We start from the raw sequence: 16,431 nt of genomic DNA on the forward strand, positions 1-16,431 counted from the left end.
GTGACACGAATCCAATTCGGACACGCGCTGGACTCGCCGCAGTGGAGGCGGCACCGGAACCACGAACTGAACGGTAGAATGATCAACTGACGAAGGGGTTGAGTGTGAAGGATCTAGTCGACACCACGGAGATGTATCTCCGGACGATCTACGACTTGGAAGAAGAGGGCGTAGTCCCACTCCGGGCGCGGATCGCCGAACGGCTCGAACAGAGCGGACCCACCGTCAGCCAGACAGTTGCGCGTATGGAGCGCGACGGCTTGCTGATGGTCGCCGGCGATCGACATCTGGAACTCACCGACAAGGGTCGCGATCTCGCGATCTCTGTCATGCGTAAGCACCGGTTGGCAGAGCGCCTACTGGTGGACGTCATCGGTCTCAAATGGGAAGACGTACATGCCGAGGCATGCCGTTGGGAGCACGTGATGAGCGAGGAGGTCGAGCGTCGGCTCGTCGTCGTTCTGAACAACCCCACGACGTCGCCATACGGCAACCCGATTCCGGGCTTGGACCAGTTGGGACTCGACGGCCCGGTTGCCACCACCGAAACGTTGGTGCGCCTGACCGATATTCCGCACGGCGCACAGACAGCTGTGGTCGTTCGGCGACTCGCCGAGCACGTGCAGTCCGATCCCGAGGTGATCGCGCAGCTGCGTGACGCCGGCGTCGTTCCCGACGCCAGGGTGACGGTCGAAACCCGTCCGGGCTCGGTGACCATCATCGTGCCGGGTCACAGCGGGTTCGACCTGTCCGAGGAAATGGCTCACGCCGTTCAGGTCAAGCAGGTCTGAGGAACTAGATGAAACTCCTGGTCACCGGCGGCGCCGGTTACGTCGGCAGTGTGTGCAGCACTGTGTTGCTCGAGCGTGGACACGAAGTTGTCGTCATCGACGACCTCTCCACCGGAAATGCCGACGCGGTGCCTGCCGGTGCCGAGTTCATCGAAGGGGATGTGGGGGCGCTGGCCGCCGACATCCTCGGCAATGCGGGTTCTCCGGTTTTCGACGGCGTACTTCACTTCGCTGCGCAGTCGCTGGTCGGCGAATCCGTGCTGCACCCCGAAAAGTACTGGCGCGGAAACGTCGTCACGACCATCGAGCTGCTCGAGGCGATTCGTGTCTCCGGCACTCCCCGGCTCGTGTTCTCTTCCACCGCCGCAACGTACGGCGAGCCGGAGCAGTCCCCCATCGTGGAAACCGCTCCGACCCGCCCCACCAATCCGTACGGCGCGACCAAGCTCGCGATCGATCATGCGATCACCTCGTACTCGATCGCCCACGGCCTCGGCGCTACCAGCTTGCGCTACTTCAACGTCGCGGGTGCGTACAAGTCCGCCGGCGAGAACCGGGTGATCGAAACCCACCTGATTCCGCTCGTCCTTCAGGTCGCACTCGAGCAGCGAGACAAGATCTCGGTATTCGGAACCGACTGGCCCACGCCGGACGGCACCGCGGTACGCGACTACATACACGTGCTTGACCTCGCCGAAGCGCATCTGCTGGCGCTCGAATCCTCGGTTCCCGGCGAGCACCGCATCTACAACCTCGGAAGTGGTGCCGGCTTCAGCGTGCGCGAGGTGATCGCTGCCTGTGCGCGGGTCACCGGCCTGCCGATCAACGTCGAAGACGCGTCACGACGGCTGGGTGATCCGGCCGTACTGATCGCATCGAGCGACAAGGCGATTGCCGAGTTGGGTTGGACGCCCACGCGTACCGATCTCGACGTCATAGTCGCCGATGCTTGGCAGTTCCTCCAGGATCTGGGCGACCGCTCACACGCTGCTCGCTAGCTTCCACTCGGCAGCGCCGGCGGCAAGCCGGCAATTCCGAGCGATTCGCCGATGGACAATCCGACGGCCGCAAGGTCACGGATCCCATCGGGGTGCACACCGGATTGGAGCGATAAATCCAGCAATCCGGCCAAGGTATGTTCCGAATCGGCCGACAGTGCGGCCGACAGCGCAACACCTGCCAGGGGCCCGTCGCCGCGCACGTATGCAAAGAACCCGAGAAGTGTTGCCGGCCAAGCTCGTTCGGGAGACGGTACTTCATGGGTAAGTACGAGCCACAATTGTTCGGCATGTGCGGCAACCGACGTGATCGCCAGACCCAACACCACGTCGCGCACGTGAACGTCCGTCAAAGCGACCACCAGATCGGCACATTCCTGCGGGTCAGGGTAGTAAGTGCCCGCCTCCACACGGCGGACATGTTCCAACACCAGATCGACCCGGCGCTGAACTGCTGCATCACGGCCTGATCCTCCGCTGCACTCACTCGATTCTCGGCGGCTCGCGATCAGTCGGGCAATCGCGTCGTGATTGCGAGCGGCACCGTGTACCCACCGGACCAGTTCCTCGCGCGAACGGCGAATGACCCTCCCGCCCAACACCTGCGCCGCCGCGACCGACGAAGATGCCGGGTCTGGCAGGGTGCCGCGGTGAATCGAACGCGTGACGCTCGTCCACGGCTGGCCAGATTCTATTGCGGCCGTGCACAATACGTCAGCCAGATCGACGCAGGTTCCGCCGAGCATGTCTTCAAATACCTCGGCCAGCTCGATCGTTTCGTCGATGAGAGTTTCAGCTGTCGAGCAATCGGTGATCACCACGAGAACGACCGCACGCGCCCCTTCCCCGTCACACACGGCGGCGAACTGGCGCAGCGCCGCGCTCATCTGCCTCGCAGGCTTTCCCTTGACGCTGGGAAAGTAGTCGTGTCGCATTACCGGGCCGAGCGTCGAGGCGGAAGCGCCCATCAAAGACAGCGCAACGACGGAGTTGGACGGATGGAATCCCAGGAGGGCGGGTATTGCCGCGATCAATTCGCCTGGATCGGAAACACGTTCAACGCGTCCGAAAAGGGCCAGGTCGTCGTCGGAGAATTCGAATTCTCCTGGAAGAGGTGATGTGGTCATGCACAGACCCTCGTCGATCGCCCCGATGCCGCCATCCGCTCGACCAGGGAAAACAGCGACGCCGAATTCGTCTGTGGATTATCGAGTCAGTTGGGGACGAATGATCGCGCCGCACCGAAAGGTCCGCTCTGTGTCGGACCCGTGTGCTGCGAAATCACTTGCCTGCTTTGACCTTCTGTACGGCTGCGGTGAACGCTTGATCCAGAGGTGCCGTCGAGGGCGTCGCAGAACCGAACGTCATCAGTGTTGTTGCTACCCGTACGTCGCCGACCTGCGCGATCAATGTCAGCATCGTCTGATCGCCGGCTGCGGCTTTGGGGGACACGACGGTGCGGCGAAGTGACATCGTCTTGTCGGCATCGATCGGCGACGGCGGAAGAATTTCCGTCGTCACTGTAGTGGTGACGCCGTTCGCAGTGACCGTCATGGACGGGCACTGGCGCGTTTGCGCTTCCAACTCGTCCAGTGGTGCGTCGACCTTCGTGAGTTCGACCGAAATCGTTGCCCTCGTCGCATTGTCGGTCCCGACCGCCATCACGGTCCCGTTCGGACCGTAATCCTGTTCCGGTGGCTCACATTCGGATGGATCGACGGTGGCACCGCGTGGGACGCCGACTAGATCCGGCGCTGCCATCGGAACGGCCTGCGGGGGCAACACAACAGCGCCGAAGGGCTCGGGAAATTCCTCGGGAGTCAGCAGCAGTTCGGACAACGGTGCCGCCGTTTTCGGAGAGGTGGATTTCGGCGTCGAGGATTTGGGTGCAGCCGTCGTACTCGGCGCCGCTGAGCCGCTGTCGGTCGCACCGGCAGTCGCCGGCGCGGAGTCCGGAACGGGTGCACCTTGGACCGACCCGGAGCAGCCCGCGAGTAGTGCAACGGCGGCCACCGCAGCAAGGGAGCATGCGGCCACTCGCCTGGACGATCGTGGACACACCCGCATGTAAGCCTCCGCACTCGACCTCGACCGATCCCGACAATCGACCAATGCATTTCGGACAAATCGGCCGTGCCGACCTTGTCTTCCACTCTGCCATGTCCGAAGCCGCGCACCCGACATCTAGCGAACGCCCAGGCCAAGTGTCGAAAGATACCGCTCGGCTTCGCTCTCGGCGAACGTCCGTCTCGTCGGATCGGGAATGATCGGTCACCGACTCGGTGTTCTTACCGATGAACGTCTGATCCAGTGCTGTCGGGCACCTGACTCCGATGCTGTCGAGCGTGCGCCGATAGTGGACACTTGAGATCAAGACCGAAGAGCGAAGGGGACTGCGATGGACGAACAGTCGAGGATGTACGAGCTGGAATTTCCGGCGCCCCAGTTGGCGGCTGCCGACGGCCAGGGACCGATCCTGATTCACGGACTCGAGGGTTACTCCGACGCCGGTCACGCCGTGAAGTTGGCGACGACGCATCTGCGCGAAAGCCTGGAAACCGAGCTTGTCGCGTCGTTTGCTGTCGACGAGCTGATCGACTACCGCTCACGTCGACCAACGATGACGTTCAAGGCCGATCATTTCTCCGATTACGACGCTCCGGCGCTCAATCTGTACGCACTGCGCGATACGGCCGGCACGCCGTTCCTGCTGCTCGCAGGGATGGAACCGGACCTCAAGTGGGAGCGGTTCACCACAGCCGTTCGTCTGTTGTCCGAACAGCTGGGAGTGCGTCGAACCATCGGACTCAACGCGATTCCGATGGCAATCCCGCACACCCGACCGCTGGGTGTGACAGCACATTCGACCAACAAGGACCTGATCCAGGACCATCAGCGTTGGTCAGGTGAACTGCAGGTTCCCGGCAGCGCATCGTCACTCCTCGAGCTTCGTATGTCTCAGCACGGGCACGAGGCGATGGGCTTTTCGGTGCATGTCCCCCACTACCTCGCGCAAACGGACTACCCGGGCGCCGCAGAGACTTTGCTCGAAAACGTTTCCGAGGTTTCGGATCTGGAATTGCCCTTGGTTGCACTGGGTGAGGCCGCGGCGCGCGTTCGGGAACAGGTTAACGAGCACATAGCCGGGAACGAAGAAGTTCAGACTGTAGTCCACGCTTTGGAGCGTCAATACGACACTTTTGTCGCCGCTCAGGAACAACAGTCGTCCCTTCTGGCCGGCGAGGCCGACCTTCCCAGCGGTGACGAGATCGGCGCAGAGTTCGAAAAGTTTCTGGCCGAACAGGCAGGAAATGACGACTTCGGCTCAGCTGGTGACCTCGATCGAGGCGACAACTGACGAAAATGTGACGGGCGGGGCGCATAATTCGACATTGTGCGCATTCCGCAACCCCTCCGTTACCTGGGCTGTTGTTCAGGACACATCCGTCGGATAGCCTCAAACTCTGTGTGATTTTCGTTGACGGCTCAACAACTGGAGCAGACAGTCAACGTGGTCACACGCCGAGCCAGGAGGCGACATGAGCAGACCACGGAACCGTCAGCTCCGACCGGTCCCCGACGAGGAACCGCGGATGATGTTCCGGACGATTCACGGCTACCGACGCGCATTTCGGATAGCCGGCGAGGGTCCGGCAGTACTGCTCCTGCACGGAATCGGCGACAACTCGTCGACGTGGACCGAGATCATTCCCCACCTCGCCAAGAAGTACACCGTCATCGCACCTGACCTGTTGGGTCACGGCCGCTCCGACAAGCCGCGCGCCGATTATTCGGTAGCCGCGTATGCCAACGGCATGCGTGATCTTCTGTCGACGCTCGGCATCGAGCACGTCACCGTCATCGGGCATTCGCTCGGCGGCGGCGTCGCGATGCAGTTCTCCTACCAATTCCCACACATGGTGGATCGCCTCGTGCTGGTCTCGGCCGGTGGCGTCACCAAGGACGTCCACCCACTGCTGCGCCTCATGTCCGTTCCGGTGGTCAACGAGGTCGTCAAACTGCTCCGGATACCTGGAGCGATGCCGCTCGTCCGGATGGCCGGAAACCTTGCCGGTGTCGTCCACGGTTCGAATCTGCGCCCCGGCACCATGCTGCACGACACGCCAGACCTGATTCGAGTGCTCGCTGATCTCCCCGACCCCACTGCCTACGAGGCTTACCTTCGTACGCTGCGGGCCGTCGTGGACTGGCGCGGGCAGGTCGTCACGATGCTCGACCGCTGTTATCTGACCGAGAATCTGCCGGTTCAACTGATCTGGGGCGACGACGACTCCGTCATTCCCGTCTCCCACGCTCACCTCGCGCATGCGGCGATGCCGAACTCACGTCTCGAAATCTTCCGCGGCTCGGGCCACTTCCCGTTCCGCGACGATCCGATGCGTTTCCTGCAGATCGTCGAAGATTTTCTTTCCAGCACCGCACCACTCGTCTTCGACGAGGCCCGCTGGCGTCACATGCTGATCTCCGGCGTCGGCGAGAACACCATCACCGGAACGTCGTCCACCCGCATGGCAGTGCTCGACGCCATGGGCTCGGACGAGCGAAGCGCAACCTGATCCGCGGTTGCGGCTAGCCTGTACGAGTGCTGCTGACGGAACTTCTCCCCGACAACGCGGATCCTGATTCCGTTTTCGACGCCTTCTCTTCGTGGACCCTCGAACGAGGTTTGACGCTCTATCCTGCCCAGGAAGAGGCCGTCATGGAGTTGGTCTCGGGTGCAAACGTGATCCTTGCGACGCCGACCGGGTCCGGTAAATCGATGGTAGCGATCGGCGCGCATTTCTATGCGATGTCGCTCGGCAAGCGCACCTATTACACAGCGCCGATCAAGGCCTTGGTGAGTGAGAAGTTCTTTGCGCTGTGTGAGGTCTTCGGTGCCGAGAACGTCGGCATGATGACCGGCGACGCCGCCGTGAACTCGTCGGCGCCGATCATTTGTGCGACGGCAGAGATCGTCGCGAATCTCGCACTGCGAGAGGGCCCGAACTCCGATATCGGCCAGGTCGTGATGGACGAGTTCCATTTCTACTCCGAACCCGATCGAGGTTGGGCGTGGCAGGTTCCACTCATCGAGTTGCCGCACGCGCAGTTCCTCTTGATGTCGGCAACTCTCGGTGAGGTCGACTTCTTCTCCGAGGATCTGACGCGTCGCACCGGGAAGCCGACCACCGTCGTCTCCGGCACGGAACGCCCTGTGCCTTTGATGTTCTCGTACGCGACCACGCCGGTCGGCGAAACCATCGAAGATCTGGTGACCACCAACCAGTCCCCCGTCTACATCGTGCATTTCACGCAGGCGGCCGCGCTCGAGCGCGCCCAGGCACTGACGAGCGTCAACTTCTGTTCCAAGGCCGAGAAGGAAGCGATCGCCGAAGCGCTGGGCGGTTTCCGCTTCACCACGGGGTTCGGAAAGACACTCTCGCGCCTGGTCCGGCACGGCATCGGCGTTCACCATGCGGGCATGTTGCCCAAGTACCGACGGCTCATCGAAGTTCTCGCGCAGGACGGGCTCCTCAAGGTGATCTGCGGTACCGACACTCTGGGCGTCGGAATCAACGTCCCGATCCGCACAGTGCTGCTGACCGGTCTCGCCAAGTACGACGGCGTCCGCACACGGCATCTGAAGGCCCGCGAGTTCCATCAGATCGCCGGCCGCGCGGGTCGTGCAGGCTACGACACGATGGGCACCGTTGTCGTCCAGGCACCGGAACACGAAGTGGAGAATCTGCGGGCTGTCGCCAAGGCCGGCGACGATCCGAAGAAGATCAAGAAGATTCAACGCAAGAAGGCTCCCGAGGGGTTTGTGTCCTGGAGCGAAGCGACGTTCGACCGCTTGGTCGCGGCATCGCCCGAACCGTTGGTGTCGCGATTCTCGGTCAGCAACTCGATGCTGCTCAATGTCATTGCCCGCCCGGGCAACTGCTTCGACGCAATGCGGCATCTCTTGGAGGACAACCACGAATCGCGTCCGGCGCAACGCAAGCACATCCTCAAAGCGATCTCGCTGTATCGCGGATTGCTCAGCGCCGGCATCGTGGAACGCCTCGACGAACCCGACGAGTACGGCCGCATGGCTCGGTTGACGATGGACCTGCAACGCGACTTCGCCTTGAACCAGCCACTGTCACCGTTCGCCTTGGCGGCATTCGAACTTCTCGACGTCGAATCCGACAGTTACGCACTCGATGTCGTCTCGATCATCGAGTCGACGCTCGACGATCCGCGTCAGGTTCTGATGGCGCAGCAGCACTTCGCACGCGGCGAAGCGGTGGCGCAGATGAAGGCGGACGGCATCGAGTACGAGGAGCGCATGGAGCTTCTCGAAGAGGTCACCTGGCCGAAACCTTTGTCGGACTTGCTGTTCCCGGCTTTCGAAATGTACCGGGGTGGCCACCCGTGGATCACCGAGTTCGCCCTCTCCCCCAAGTCCGTGGTGCGCGACATGATCGAACGCGCCATGACGTTTGCCGAATTGATCAGCCATTACGGACTTACCCGGTCCGAGGGCCTCGTCCTGCGCTACCTCGCCGACGCCTACCGCGCGCTGAGGCAAACCGTCCCGACCGAAGCGCGCACCGAGGAACTCGAAGACATCATCGAGTGGTTGGGCGAGCTGATCCGTCAGGTCGACTCGAGCCTGCTCGACGAGTGGGAGTCACTCACCGACCCCGGAGCCGAGGCAGACACGGAAGAGGTTGCGTTCGGCGCCGACATTCCCCGTCCCATCTCGGCGAACCCGCGCGCATTCCGCGTCATGGTGCGCAATGCGATGTTCCGACGCATCGATCTCGCGTCGCGTCGACAGTGGAACGAGCTGGAAAACCTCGAGGACGGTATCGAGGCCGCCGAGTGGGAAGAGCAACTACTGCCGTACTTCGAGGAGTACGCAACCATCGGAACCGGGCCGTCGGCGCGCGGTCCGGCGCTCTTCCAGGTCACTGAGGACGGAGAGTTCTGGCGGGTGCGGCAGGTGCTCGAGGATCCGGAGGGCGATCACGGATGGGCGCTGCTTGCCGTCGTCGACATCCCGGAATCGGATGCCGCGGGTGAAATCGTGTTCGACGAGCTGAGCGTCGTAGAAGGCTAGCGCCTGTGCGCCTTTCTGGTAGTCATCGCTACCGGAAAGGCGCACAGGGGGCGTCAGCCCCTTCGAGCCTTCCGCGGCTGGTTACGACGCGCAGCGCGCTTTTCCTTGATGCGAACGTTTTCGGCCCGCACGTCGGCCTGAACAGCGCGTTCCTTTTCGAGCCAATCAGGCTTCTCTTCGAGGAGTGCGGCGATCTGATCCGTGGTGAGTGCTTCTTCGACGCCGCCGCGGGCCAGGCCGGCGATCGATACGCCCAGCTTGGCGGCGATGACCGGGCGAGGGTGCGGTCCGGTGCGTCGCAGCTCCAGCAGCCACTCCGGCGGATCGGTCTGCAGAGCGGTCAGCTCGTCACGAGTCACGTCGCCTTCCTGGAACTGCGCAGGTGTTGCTTCCAGGTACACACCCAGCTTCTTGGCAGCCGTCGTCGGCTTCATCGTCTGGGGAGTTTTGTTCGACGTCATGCAACAAGAGTAACCAGCCGATACGGGTGCTTTTACCAAGGCGGTAGCCTTGCCTGGTGACAGACGCGGATAGTCAGGCAATTTTTCGACTCGCGTACGCCCCGGGGGTGACGCCCACCAAGTGGGTCCGGGTGTGGCACGAGCGGCTCCCCGAGGTGCGTCTGGAACTTGTTCAGTTCCCGGTTCTCGAACTCGAAGCTGCACTTCGCGCAGGTGAAGCAGATGCAGGGTTGGTTCGCCTGCCGATCGACCGGGCCGGCATCAGCGCCATCTCGCTGTATGCGGAAACCCCGGTGGTGGTGGTACCGAAAGATCACGTGTTCACTACTGTCGATCAGATTTCCGTCGACGATCTGGCCGACGAGATAGTGCTCGATCCTCTCGACGACAGACTCGACTGGCCGACCCGTCCCGGAAAGACCGCCGCCGAGCGACCCGCGACCATCGCCGACGCCATCGAGTTGGTGGCCGCCGGCGTCGGAGTTGTCGTGGTTCCCCATTCGCTGGCGCGGTTCCACCATCGCAAGGACCTGACCTTCCGTCCGGTGGACGGTGCGCCCGAGGCTCCTGTGGCTTTGGCATGGATGGAGTCCAAGACCACAGATCTGGTCGAGGAACTTATCGGCATCGTGCGGGGCCGAACGGCGCAGAGTTCCCGCGGCCGAAACGGTGAGCCGGCGGAGAAGATCAAGGGCTCCGTCAAGGCCAAGATCGCGGCCCGCGAGCGTCGCGCAGAAGCTGCCAAGAACGGGCAGAAAGCTAAGGGCGCCGGCACCGCAAAGAACATATCCGGACGCAACGCCGGTTCCGGTAAGGCCAAGGCGGGCGGCAAATCAGGCAGCGGCAAGTCCGGTGGGACCAAGAGTTCGGGTGGCCGGTTCTCCGGAAAGCAGAAGGGCCGCTAGGGCTTTCACACAACCCCCTCGACCGCGAGGACGATGACGCAGCCCTCGAGGTCGGGTCATCTGGCATGCTCTATCCTCGATTCACTGTGATCTCGCAGATGAATTCGGGGGGATTCGTTCATGGGTGTGGATACTTTTTCAGCTGATCCAGCCGAATTGGCAAGTGCTGCGGAGGGGCTGACGGCATCTGCCGAGGAACTCGGTGGATTCTCGGCTTCGGAGGCCGCTACCGCCGCATCGGCCGGAGCCGCCGGGTCGGCGTTCGCTGCAGCCATAGCCGACAACGTCGTCACCGTCGACGAACTCGGCCGCGCGATCGGTGCGGGGATCACTGCTACCCGCACGAAACTGGAAAACTCCGCACGAGTGTTCGCCCGGGTCGACATCGCCAACGGCGCACGGATCGAGGATACGGGAGACGTGCGATGACACTGTCGATCTCGCAGATCCGATCCTGGAATCTGGACGCCCTCGACAACTATGCCGGCTCCCTGGGCCGCGGACATGACGTATTCGACAGCAACGTCGACATCGCGCACCGCATCATGGACACCGCAACCAGCGATTGGAGCGGCAGCGCGGCGACCGCAGCATGGGATTCGGCAACCCAGCAGCATGCCTTCGGGCGAGACGCCGTCGCGATAGTCGGAGACGCCGGGCGCTGTGTCGCAGCGCAATCGGCAAACCTCCGGTACACCCGCGAAACACTGGTCAGCCGCGTCGACGACGCGAGCGCCGACGGTTTCACCGTCTCTGACGACGGTTCCGTCACCGCGACGCCCGCAACTCTGGCGAGCACAGATCCGCGCGGGGTAGAAGCCCGCCTCGAATATCACTCGTGGCGCATCGGCACGGCACTCACGGACGTCGACGAGACTGACGCGAGCGCCGCCAGAATCCTCACGGAGATCACCGCCGCAGGCACCCCGCTCATCGACCGCAAGGCCGATTTCGGGATCCCCGATGCAGCGTCGACCACCCCTTCACATCACGTTCGGTTCGATGGTCAGGGAGCCCACGACTCCGACATTCTCGCGCAGTCCCCGGGCGCAACACCCGAGAGCGAGGCGGCCAAGCAACGGCTGATCGCCGCGACGACTTTCACTCCGGAACAACAAGCGCAACTTGCTGCCGGCGGGCCCGTGGCCGTCGACCCGGAACAACTCGCCTACCTACGTGAGTTCTACGCCGATACCAACCTCGACGAGCTGAAGAATATCGGTGCAGGAGCCGAAGGATTCCGCACGGTCAACTTCCCCGATGCGAATGTCCCCGCCGACGCGCGAATCCCCAGCGCCCTCGCCTCGGGCATGTTCACCGTCTCCAATCCCAACGTCACCGACGGCAACGGCAACGCGGGCAGCCTCGACAACCTTCCGCCAGACGTCCGCAGAATCTTCAGCGACCCCGCGTACAGCTCGCAACTCCAACCCGGCGGGTACTCCACCACCGTGAACGTCAACCATTTCGACGATTCGAATGCACTCACGGACATACTTCGAAATGCAGACCCGGCGACACAATCCGGCAGCGCTTTGAGTTCTGCACTGCTCGATCGCAGCGCAGATCTCGCCCCTCTCCAATCGCAAACTTCATCGAGCGCCCCGATGCGATTGGTCTTCGACGACGACGGCCAGCCCGTCAGCAACGATGAGCTCGACTCCAGCCTCACCAAAGCCCTCGACGTTGCCACTCGGGACATACCTTCGAACGCCGACTTCCTCACCACCCCTGCTCATCAGGACGACGTGGTGAATCTGTTCACCCGCGAATGGAACGATGACGGACGAGCCGTCAGCGGCCTCACCGATTGGATCGGACCCGACGCCACCAACTCCAACCCAGCTGTTGCCGAACGGGCCGGCGCCTCTGCCCTTGCGCTCGCCCACAATCTCGCCGACAACAAAGGTGCCTACCTCGACATCGCAGGCCTGGACAACAGATCCGTCGGAGAGTCAATGGCGATCCGAGCGAATCCCTCAGACCAGTCGATCTGGAGACCCTGGGTCTAAACGGCAAATTCGACAGCACGCTGCAGGACTATTTGACGTTTCGGGGATTCAATCGCGATACGTTCATGACCAACATGAGAGACGGACTCGACGATGTCGGATAGATTTCCTGCGTTTACAAGGCGAAACCACCGCGCCGCAACCGCTCTTGCACTGGCATTCAGCATGGGATCATGTATCGCGGGTTGCGCGGCGCCCAACTCAACCGAAAACGTCAGCGCCACAACCACGCCCGCCGCGTCAAACGTCTATGTACTACCGAGCTACATGACCGACTATCACAACCAATGGCTCGCAGACCCCGGCATCGACCTCTTCAGCGAAGAGGCCACCATAATCCGAGCATTCATAGAATCCGACTACATCGTTGACAGTGGTGGCGATCGCAGCGACGCCTACCACGGGTTCTCGAGAATCACTGCGAACACTCGTGGAACGGTCTCGAGCGATCGCCGCTACGGAGAACCCGCAGACACACCACCACGCGTCTACCGAGGTACCAGCATCAACCGGATCTTGAGTATTCAAACAATTCCCGCCGGATACCCTGGCGATTCGACCGTGGTCGCTTACGCCTGCTCCGACGCCTACGATACCGATTACGACGGCCGCAAACCGGATTCGTCGCGACTCCCGAGCAGTAGTTACGAGATCTGGATGCACAACACCGCTTCTACGGCTACCCCCTACCCTCGATTCGAAGGGCCCCGCAATGCACCGGAAGGGGACGTCTTCGGCGGCTGGATCGTCGACAAATTCACCAGCTCCACCAGCGACCGTGTGCAACAGGAGACTTGCTCTGACTGGTTCAAATCGCGTCACGACGGGAATCGACTCCGGATGAGCACCGACTTCGCCCCACCCCTCGTCCTCCCCAACTACCCCGGCTGGCCAGAAGATGCGGCCCGGTAGGGGCCAGGGCAACGGTGCCGCGCCCAAATCTGACCAAGTCAGGACCTCAGCGGCGCTGCCGGACGCATGATGGAGTGATGACGGTCGAAAATTCGTACGCCTTGGACGAACTTGTAGCGGCACTCCCCGAGGGAGCCGTCCTGCTGGATCCGGATGTGACCGCGGGCTACCGCCAGGACTGGGCCGCCGACCCGACCGCCGGCCATCCCGCTGCCGTGGTTCGCGCAACGTGCACCGAAGACATCCAAACAGTGATGCGCTGGGCAACCGCCAACCGCGTACCGGTGGTTCCCAGAGGTGCCGGCTCGGGCCTTTCCGGTGGATCCAGCGCCGTCGACGGTTGCATAGTGGTCAGCACCGAGCGAATGCGACAGATCACGATCGACCCGGTCGCCCGTGTGGCGGTTACGCAGCCCGGTTTGATGAATGCCGAGGTCAAGAAAGCAGCCGCAGAGCACGGACTCTGGTACCCACCTGACCCGTCGTCCTTCGAGATCTGTTCCATCGGCGGCAATGCAGCCACCAACGCCGGCGGACTCTGCTGCGTCAAGTACGGAGTTACCACCGACTACGTTCTCGGACTCCGGGTCGTGCTGGCAGACGGGACAGCGGTCAGCCTCGGAGGTCCCCTTCTCAAGGACGTCGCCGGACTCTCCCTCACCAAACTGTTCGTGGGCAGCGAGGGCACTCTCGGCATCATCACGGAAATCACGTTGCGTTTGATTCCCGCGCAGCCGCCCGCATCAACCGTCGTCGCGTCGTTCGACTCGGTACAAGAAGCTGCGGACGCGGTCTTGGCGATCACCAGCAACATGCGTCCGGCGATGCTCGAGTTCATGGATCATGCCAGCATCAATGCCGTCGAGGATTCGGTACGCATGGGTCTGAACCGCAAGGCTCACGCACTGCTGCTCGCGCAGTCCGACGCACCCGGCGCGGCCGGCGTGCTGGAAATCGAGACGATTGTTCAGGCGTGCGAAAACAACGGAGCCACCGAAGTATTCGCCACCGATGACCAGGCCGAAGGTGACGCTTTTGCGGCGGCACGGCGGGCAGTGTTCCCGGCAGTGCTCGCGATGGGAAGTCTGCTTCTCGAAGACGTGGGCGTTCCCATGCGCGCACTCCCCCAGCTGGTAACCGGGGTCGAAGCCATCGCCGACGACCTCGACGTCCTGATCTGCACGGTGGCGCACGCCGGAGACGGAAACACACACCCTCTCATCGTCTTCGACCCCGCAGACCCGGACATGTCCGAACGCGCACAGATCGCATTCGGACGGGTGATGGATCTCGCCATCGCGCTCGGCGGCACGATCACCGGCGAACACGGGGTCGGTCGACTCAAGCGCGACTGGCTGCCGTCACAGTTGGGTGAAGACGTCATGGCCCTCAATCGCAAGGTCAAGGATGCGCTCGACCCGCTGGGAATTCTCAATCCCGGAGCCGTCATTGCCGTGAAAGAAGGCTCTCTCGACTAGCTTTCACGTCGACGTCGAACGAGTTACGTCATCGAGGAACCGTCGGGCTGACCGAACGGACCAGCTCGGCCAGCTGACGGAATCCTTCTGCTCGGCCACTCGACGAGCGGAACACGACGCCGATCGTGCGACCTGGAGCCGGGGACGCGAAATGCGCCGTCGACAAGTCCCCGCGTCGAACCTCCACTGCAACAGCCGATTCCGGGACCAAAGTCACCCCGAGTCCCCCGGCCACACACTGCACGACTGTCGCGAGAGAGGTAGCCCGCGTGTCGCCGGCAAGCGGATGGGCGTCTACCGAACGGCACAGATCCAACGTCTGGTCGCGCAGGCAGTGGCCGTCGTCGAGCAAGAGCAACGGCAGCGCGTCGAGCACGTCCGCCGTGAGATCGATACGTCCGGCCAAGGAATGATCGTTCGGCACGACCATCACAAAGTCCTCTTCGTACACAGGAACTTCCACCAGGCCAGGTGTTCCGGCCGGAAGCGCCAACACCGCGACGTCGAGCGCTCCCGATCGGAGGGCATCAAGCAAGCGCGCCGTTTGATCCTCGACTATTTGCGGCGCCAACGACGGTAGCTTCTCGCGCAGCTCCGGCAACAACCCCGGAAGAATGTACGGCGCAACGGTCGGGATCAACCCGATGCGTAGCGGTCCGGTCAGAGAGTCGCCGGAGCCGGCCGCGCTCGCGACGAAACCGTCGGCAGCCTCGAGGATTTGCTTCGCCTGACCGAGCAAGCGCTGTCCGTCCGCGGTCACGAGCACGCGCCGCGTACTACGTTCGATCAGTTTGACCCCTAGTCCCGCCTCGAGAGCCGCCAGCGCCTGCGACAGTGTGGGTTGGCTCACACCGGAACGTGCTGCGGCAGTACCGAAGTGCCGGTACTCGGCCACCGACACAAAGGCACGCAGCTGTGACAAGGAAGGTTGATAAGTCTGATCAGACATGCCTATCAGTGTAGTGCCACCCATCACCTTTACCTTTTGAACGGTTTGATGCAGAATGGACTCATACCAAAAAGCGCCGGTCACAACCTCGACACTCCAGTCGAAACCGTCCGACCCGCTGACGGTGACAAACCCTCTCGATCCAGCACGTTCGGCCGTCACAGTCCGAACAGCCGGATCGTGTGCGCAAGAAATTCCTGTTCACGAGACACGTAGGAGAATGAGACACATGGCTCTGCTCACAATCGGCGACCAGTTCCCCGCTTACAACCTCACGGCTGTCATCGGCGGCGACCTGTCCAAGGTCGATGCCCAGCAGCCCGATGACTACTTCACCACCGTCACCAGTGACGACTACGCAGGCAAGTGGCGCATCGTCTTCTTCTGGCCCAAGGACTTCACCTTCGTGTGCCCCACCGAGATTGCTGCATTCGGCAAGCTCAACGAAGAGTTCGCAGACCGTGACGCTCAGGTTCTCGGCGCTTCCGTCGACAACGAGTTCGTGCACTTCCAGTGGCGTGCACAGCACGAAGAGCTCAAGACCCTCCCCTTCCCGATGCTCTCGGACCTCAAGCGCGAGCTTGCCGAGGCCACCGGCGTCCTCAACGCCGACGGCGTTGCAGACCGCGCGACGTTCATCGTCGACCCCAACAACGAGATCCAGTTCGTCTCCGTCACAGCCGGTTCCGTCGGCCGTAACGTCGACGAGGTTCTCCGCGTCCTCGACGCTCTCCAGAGCGACGAGCTGTGCGCATGCAACTGGAAGAAGGGCGACCCGACCATCAACGCCGGCGAACTCCTGACTGCGAGCGTCTGA

Annotated in this window: 15 protein-coding genes; 11 read left to right on the forward strand and 4 right to left on the reverse strand. The window is 62.5% G+C overall.

Going from position 1 to position 16,431, the window contains the following annotated elements; all coding sequences use genetic code 11:
* Positions 1-104: 104 nt before the first annotated feature.
* Positions 105-791 carry a metal-dependent transcriptional regulator gene (locus ACKAMS_RS13190; RefSeq protein ID WP_003942150.1) on the forward strand — a complete coding sequence of 229 codons (687 nt, stop codon included), beginning with the start codon at positions 105-107 and terminating at the stop codon, positions 789-791.
* Positions 792-799: 8 nt separating this feature from the next.
* Positions 800-1,789, forward strand: a complete 990-nt coding sequence (gene galE, locus ACKAMS_RS13195; RefSeq protein ID WP_019748233.1) for a UDP-glucose 4-epimerase GalE — start codon at positions 800-802, stop codon at positions 1,787-1,789.
* Here the strand turns inward: galE and ACKAMS_RS13200 are convergent.
* A complete protein-coding gene (locus ACKAMS_RS13200; protein WP_020907553.1) occupies positions 1,786-2,916 on the reverse strand; it encodes a DUF4192 domain-containing protein in 1,131 nt (376 codons plus the stop codon). The two genes, galE and ACKAMS_RS13200, sit on opposite strands and share 4 nt — an antisense overlap.
* Positions 2,917-3,070: 154 nt before the next feature.
* Positions 3,071-3,826 carry a sensor domain-containing protein gene (locus ACKAMS_RS13205; RefSeq protein ID WP_041814972.1) on the reverse strand — a complete coding sequence of 252 codons (756 nt, stop codon included), beginning with the start codon at positions 3,824-3,826 and terminating at the stop codon, positions 3,071-3,073.
* 361 nt (positions 3,827-4,187) lie between these two features.
* Here ACKAMS_RS13205 and ACKAMS_RS13210 point away from each other — a divergent pair, with 361 nt between their 5' ends.
* The 3 genes from ACKAMS_RS13210 (at position 4,188) to ACKAMS_RS13220 (ending at position 8,897) form a co-directional block, all read left to right on the forward strand.
* Positions 4,188-5,147, forward strand: a complete 960-nt coding sequence (locus ACKAMS_RS13210) for a proteasome assembly chaperone family protein (protein WP_003942198.1) — start codon at positions 4,188-4,190, stop codon at positions 5,145-5,147.
* 181 nt (positions 5,148-5,328) lie between these two features.
* Positions 5,329-6,366 carry an alpha/beta fold hydrolase gene (locus ACKAMS_RS13215; RefSeq protein ID WP_019748230.1) on the forward strand — a complete coding sequence of 346 codons (1,038 nt, stop codon included), beginning with the start codon at positions 5,329-5,331 and terminating at the stop codon, positions 6,364-6,366.
* Between the two features lie 26 nt (positions 6,367-6,392).
* Positions 6,393-8,897 (forward strand): RNA helicase, encoded by a 2,505-nt coding sequence (locus tag ACKAMS_RS13220; protein ID WP_020907550.1) that lies wholly within the window; start codon positions 6,393-6,395, stop codon positions 8,895-8,897.
* 53 nt (positions 8,898-8,950) lie between these two features.
* Here ACKAMS_RS13220 and ACKAMS_RS13225 read toward each other — a convergent pair whose 3' ends face one another.
* Positions 8,951-9,358 carry a DUF5997 family protein gene (locus ACKAMS_RS13225; RefSeq protein ID WP_019748228.1) on the reverse strand — a complete coding sequence of 136 codons (408 nt, stop codon included), beginning with the start codon at positions 9,356-9,358 and terminating at the stop codon, positions 8,951-8,953.
* A 56-nt stretch (positions 9,359-9,414) separates the two neighbouring features.
* Here ACKAMS_RS13225 and ACKAMS_RS13230 point away from each other — a divergent pair, with 56 nt between their 5' ends.
* From ACKAMS_RS13230 to ACKAMS_RS13250, 5 genes are all read left to right on the forward strand, one after another.
* The gene (locus tag ACKAMS_RS13230; protein ID WP_205907880.1) at positions 9,415-10,263 is read left to right on the forward strand and encodes a LysR substrate-binding domain-containing protein; all 849 of its coding nucleotides are present in this window, start codon (positions 9,415-9,417) and stop codon (positions 10,261-10,263) included.
* A gap of 120 nt (positions 10,264-10,383) precedes the next feature.
* Entirely contained in the window at positions 10,384-10,692 is a 309-nt protein-coding gene (locus ACKAMS_RS13235; RefSeq protein WP_205907879.1) for a type VII secretion target, read from the forward strand.
* Positions 10,689-12,275 (forward strand): hypothetical protein, encoded by a 1,587-nt coding sequence (locus ACKAMS_RS13240; protein WP_408989117.1) that lies wholly within the window; start codon positions 10,689-10,691, stop codon positions 12,273-12,275. The genes ACKAMS_RS13235 and ACKAMS_RS13240 overlap by 4 nt, the downstream gene beginning before the upstream one ends.
* 267 nt (positions 12,276-12,542) lie before the next feature.
* The gene (locus tag ACKAMS_RS13245; RefSeq protein WP_029255252.1) at positions 12,543-13,187 is read left to right on the forward strand and encodes a hypothetical protein; all 645 of its coding nucleotides are present in this window, start codon (positions 12,543-12,545) and stop codon (positions 13,185-13,187) included.
* 77 nt (positions 13,188-13,264) lie between these two features.
* A complete protein-coding gene (locus ACKAMS_RS13250; protein ID WP_029255251.1) occupies positions 13,265-14,665 on the forward strand; it encodes an FAD-binding oxidoreductase in 1,401 nt (466 codons plus the stop codon).
* A 28-nt stretch (positions 14,666-14,693) separates the two neighbouring features.
* Here the strand turns inward: ACKAMS_RS13250 and ACKAMS_RS13255 are convergent, their stop codons facing one another.
* Entirely contained in the window at positions 14,694-15,614 is a 921-nt protein-coding gene (locus ACKAMS_RS13255) for a hydrogen peroxide-inducible genes activator (RefSeq protein ID WP_211916803.1), read from the reverse strand.
* Between the two features lie 229 nt (positions 15,615-15,843).
* Between ACKAMS_RS13255 and ACKAMS_RS13260 the strand changes: the two genes are divergently transcribed.
* Positions 15,844-16,431 (forward strand): peroxiredoxin, encoded by a 588-nt coding sequence (locus tag ACKAMS_RS13260; protein WP_003942119.1) that lies wholly within the window; start codon positions 15,844-15,846, stop codon positions 16,429-16,431.

Source organism: Rhodococcus sp. 5A-K4, from assembly GCF_046097995.1.
In the GTDB taxonomy this organism is placed as follows: Bacteria; Actinomycetota; Actinomycetes; order Mycobacteriales; family Mycobacteriaceae; genus Rhodococcus_F; species Rhodococcus_F erythropolis.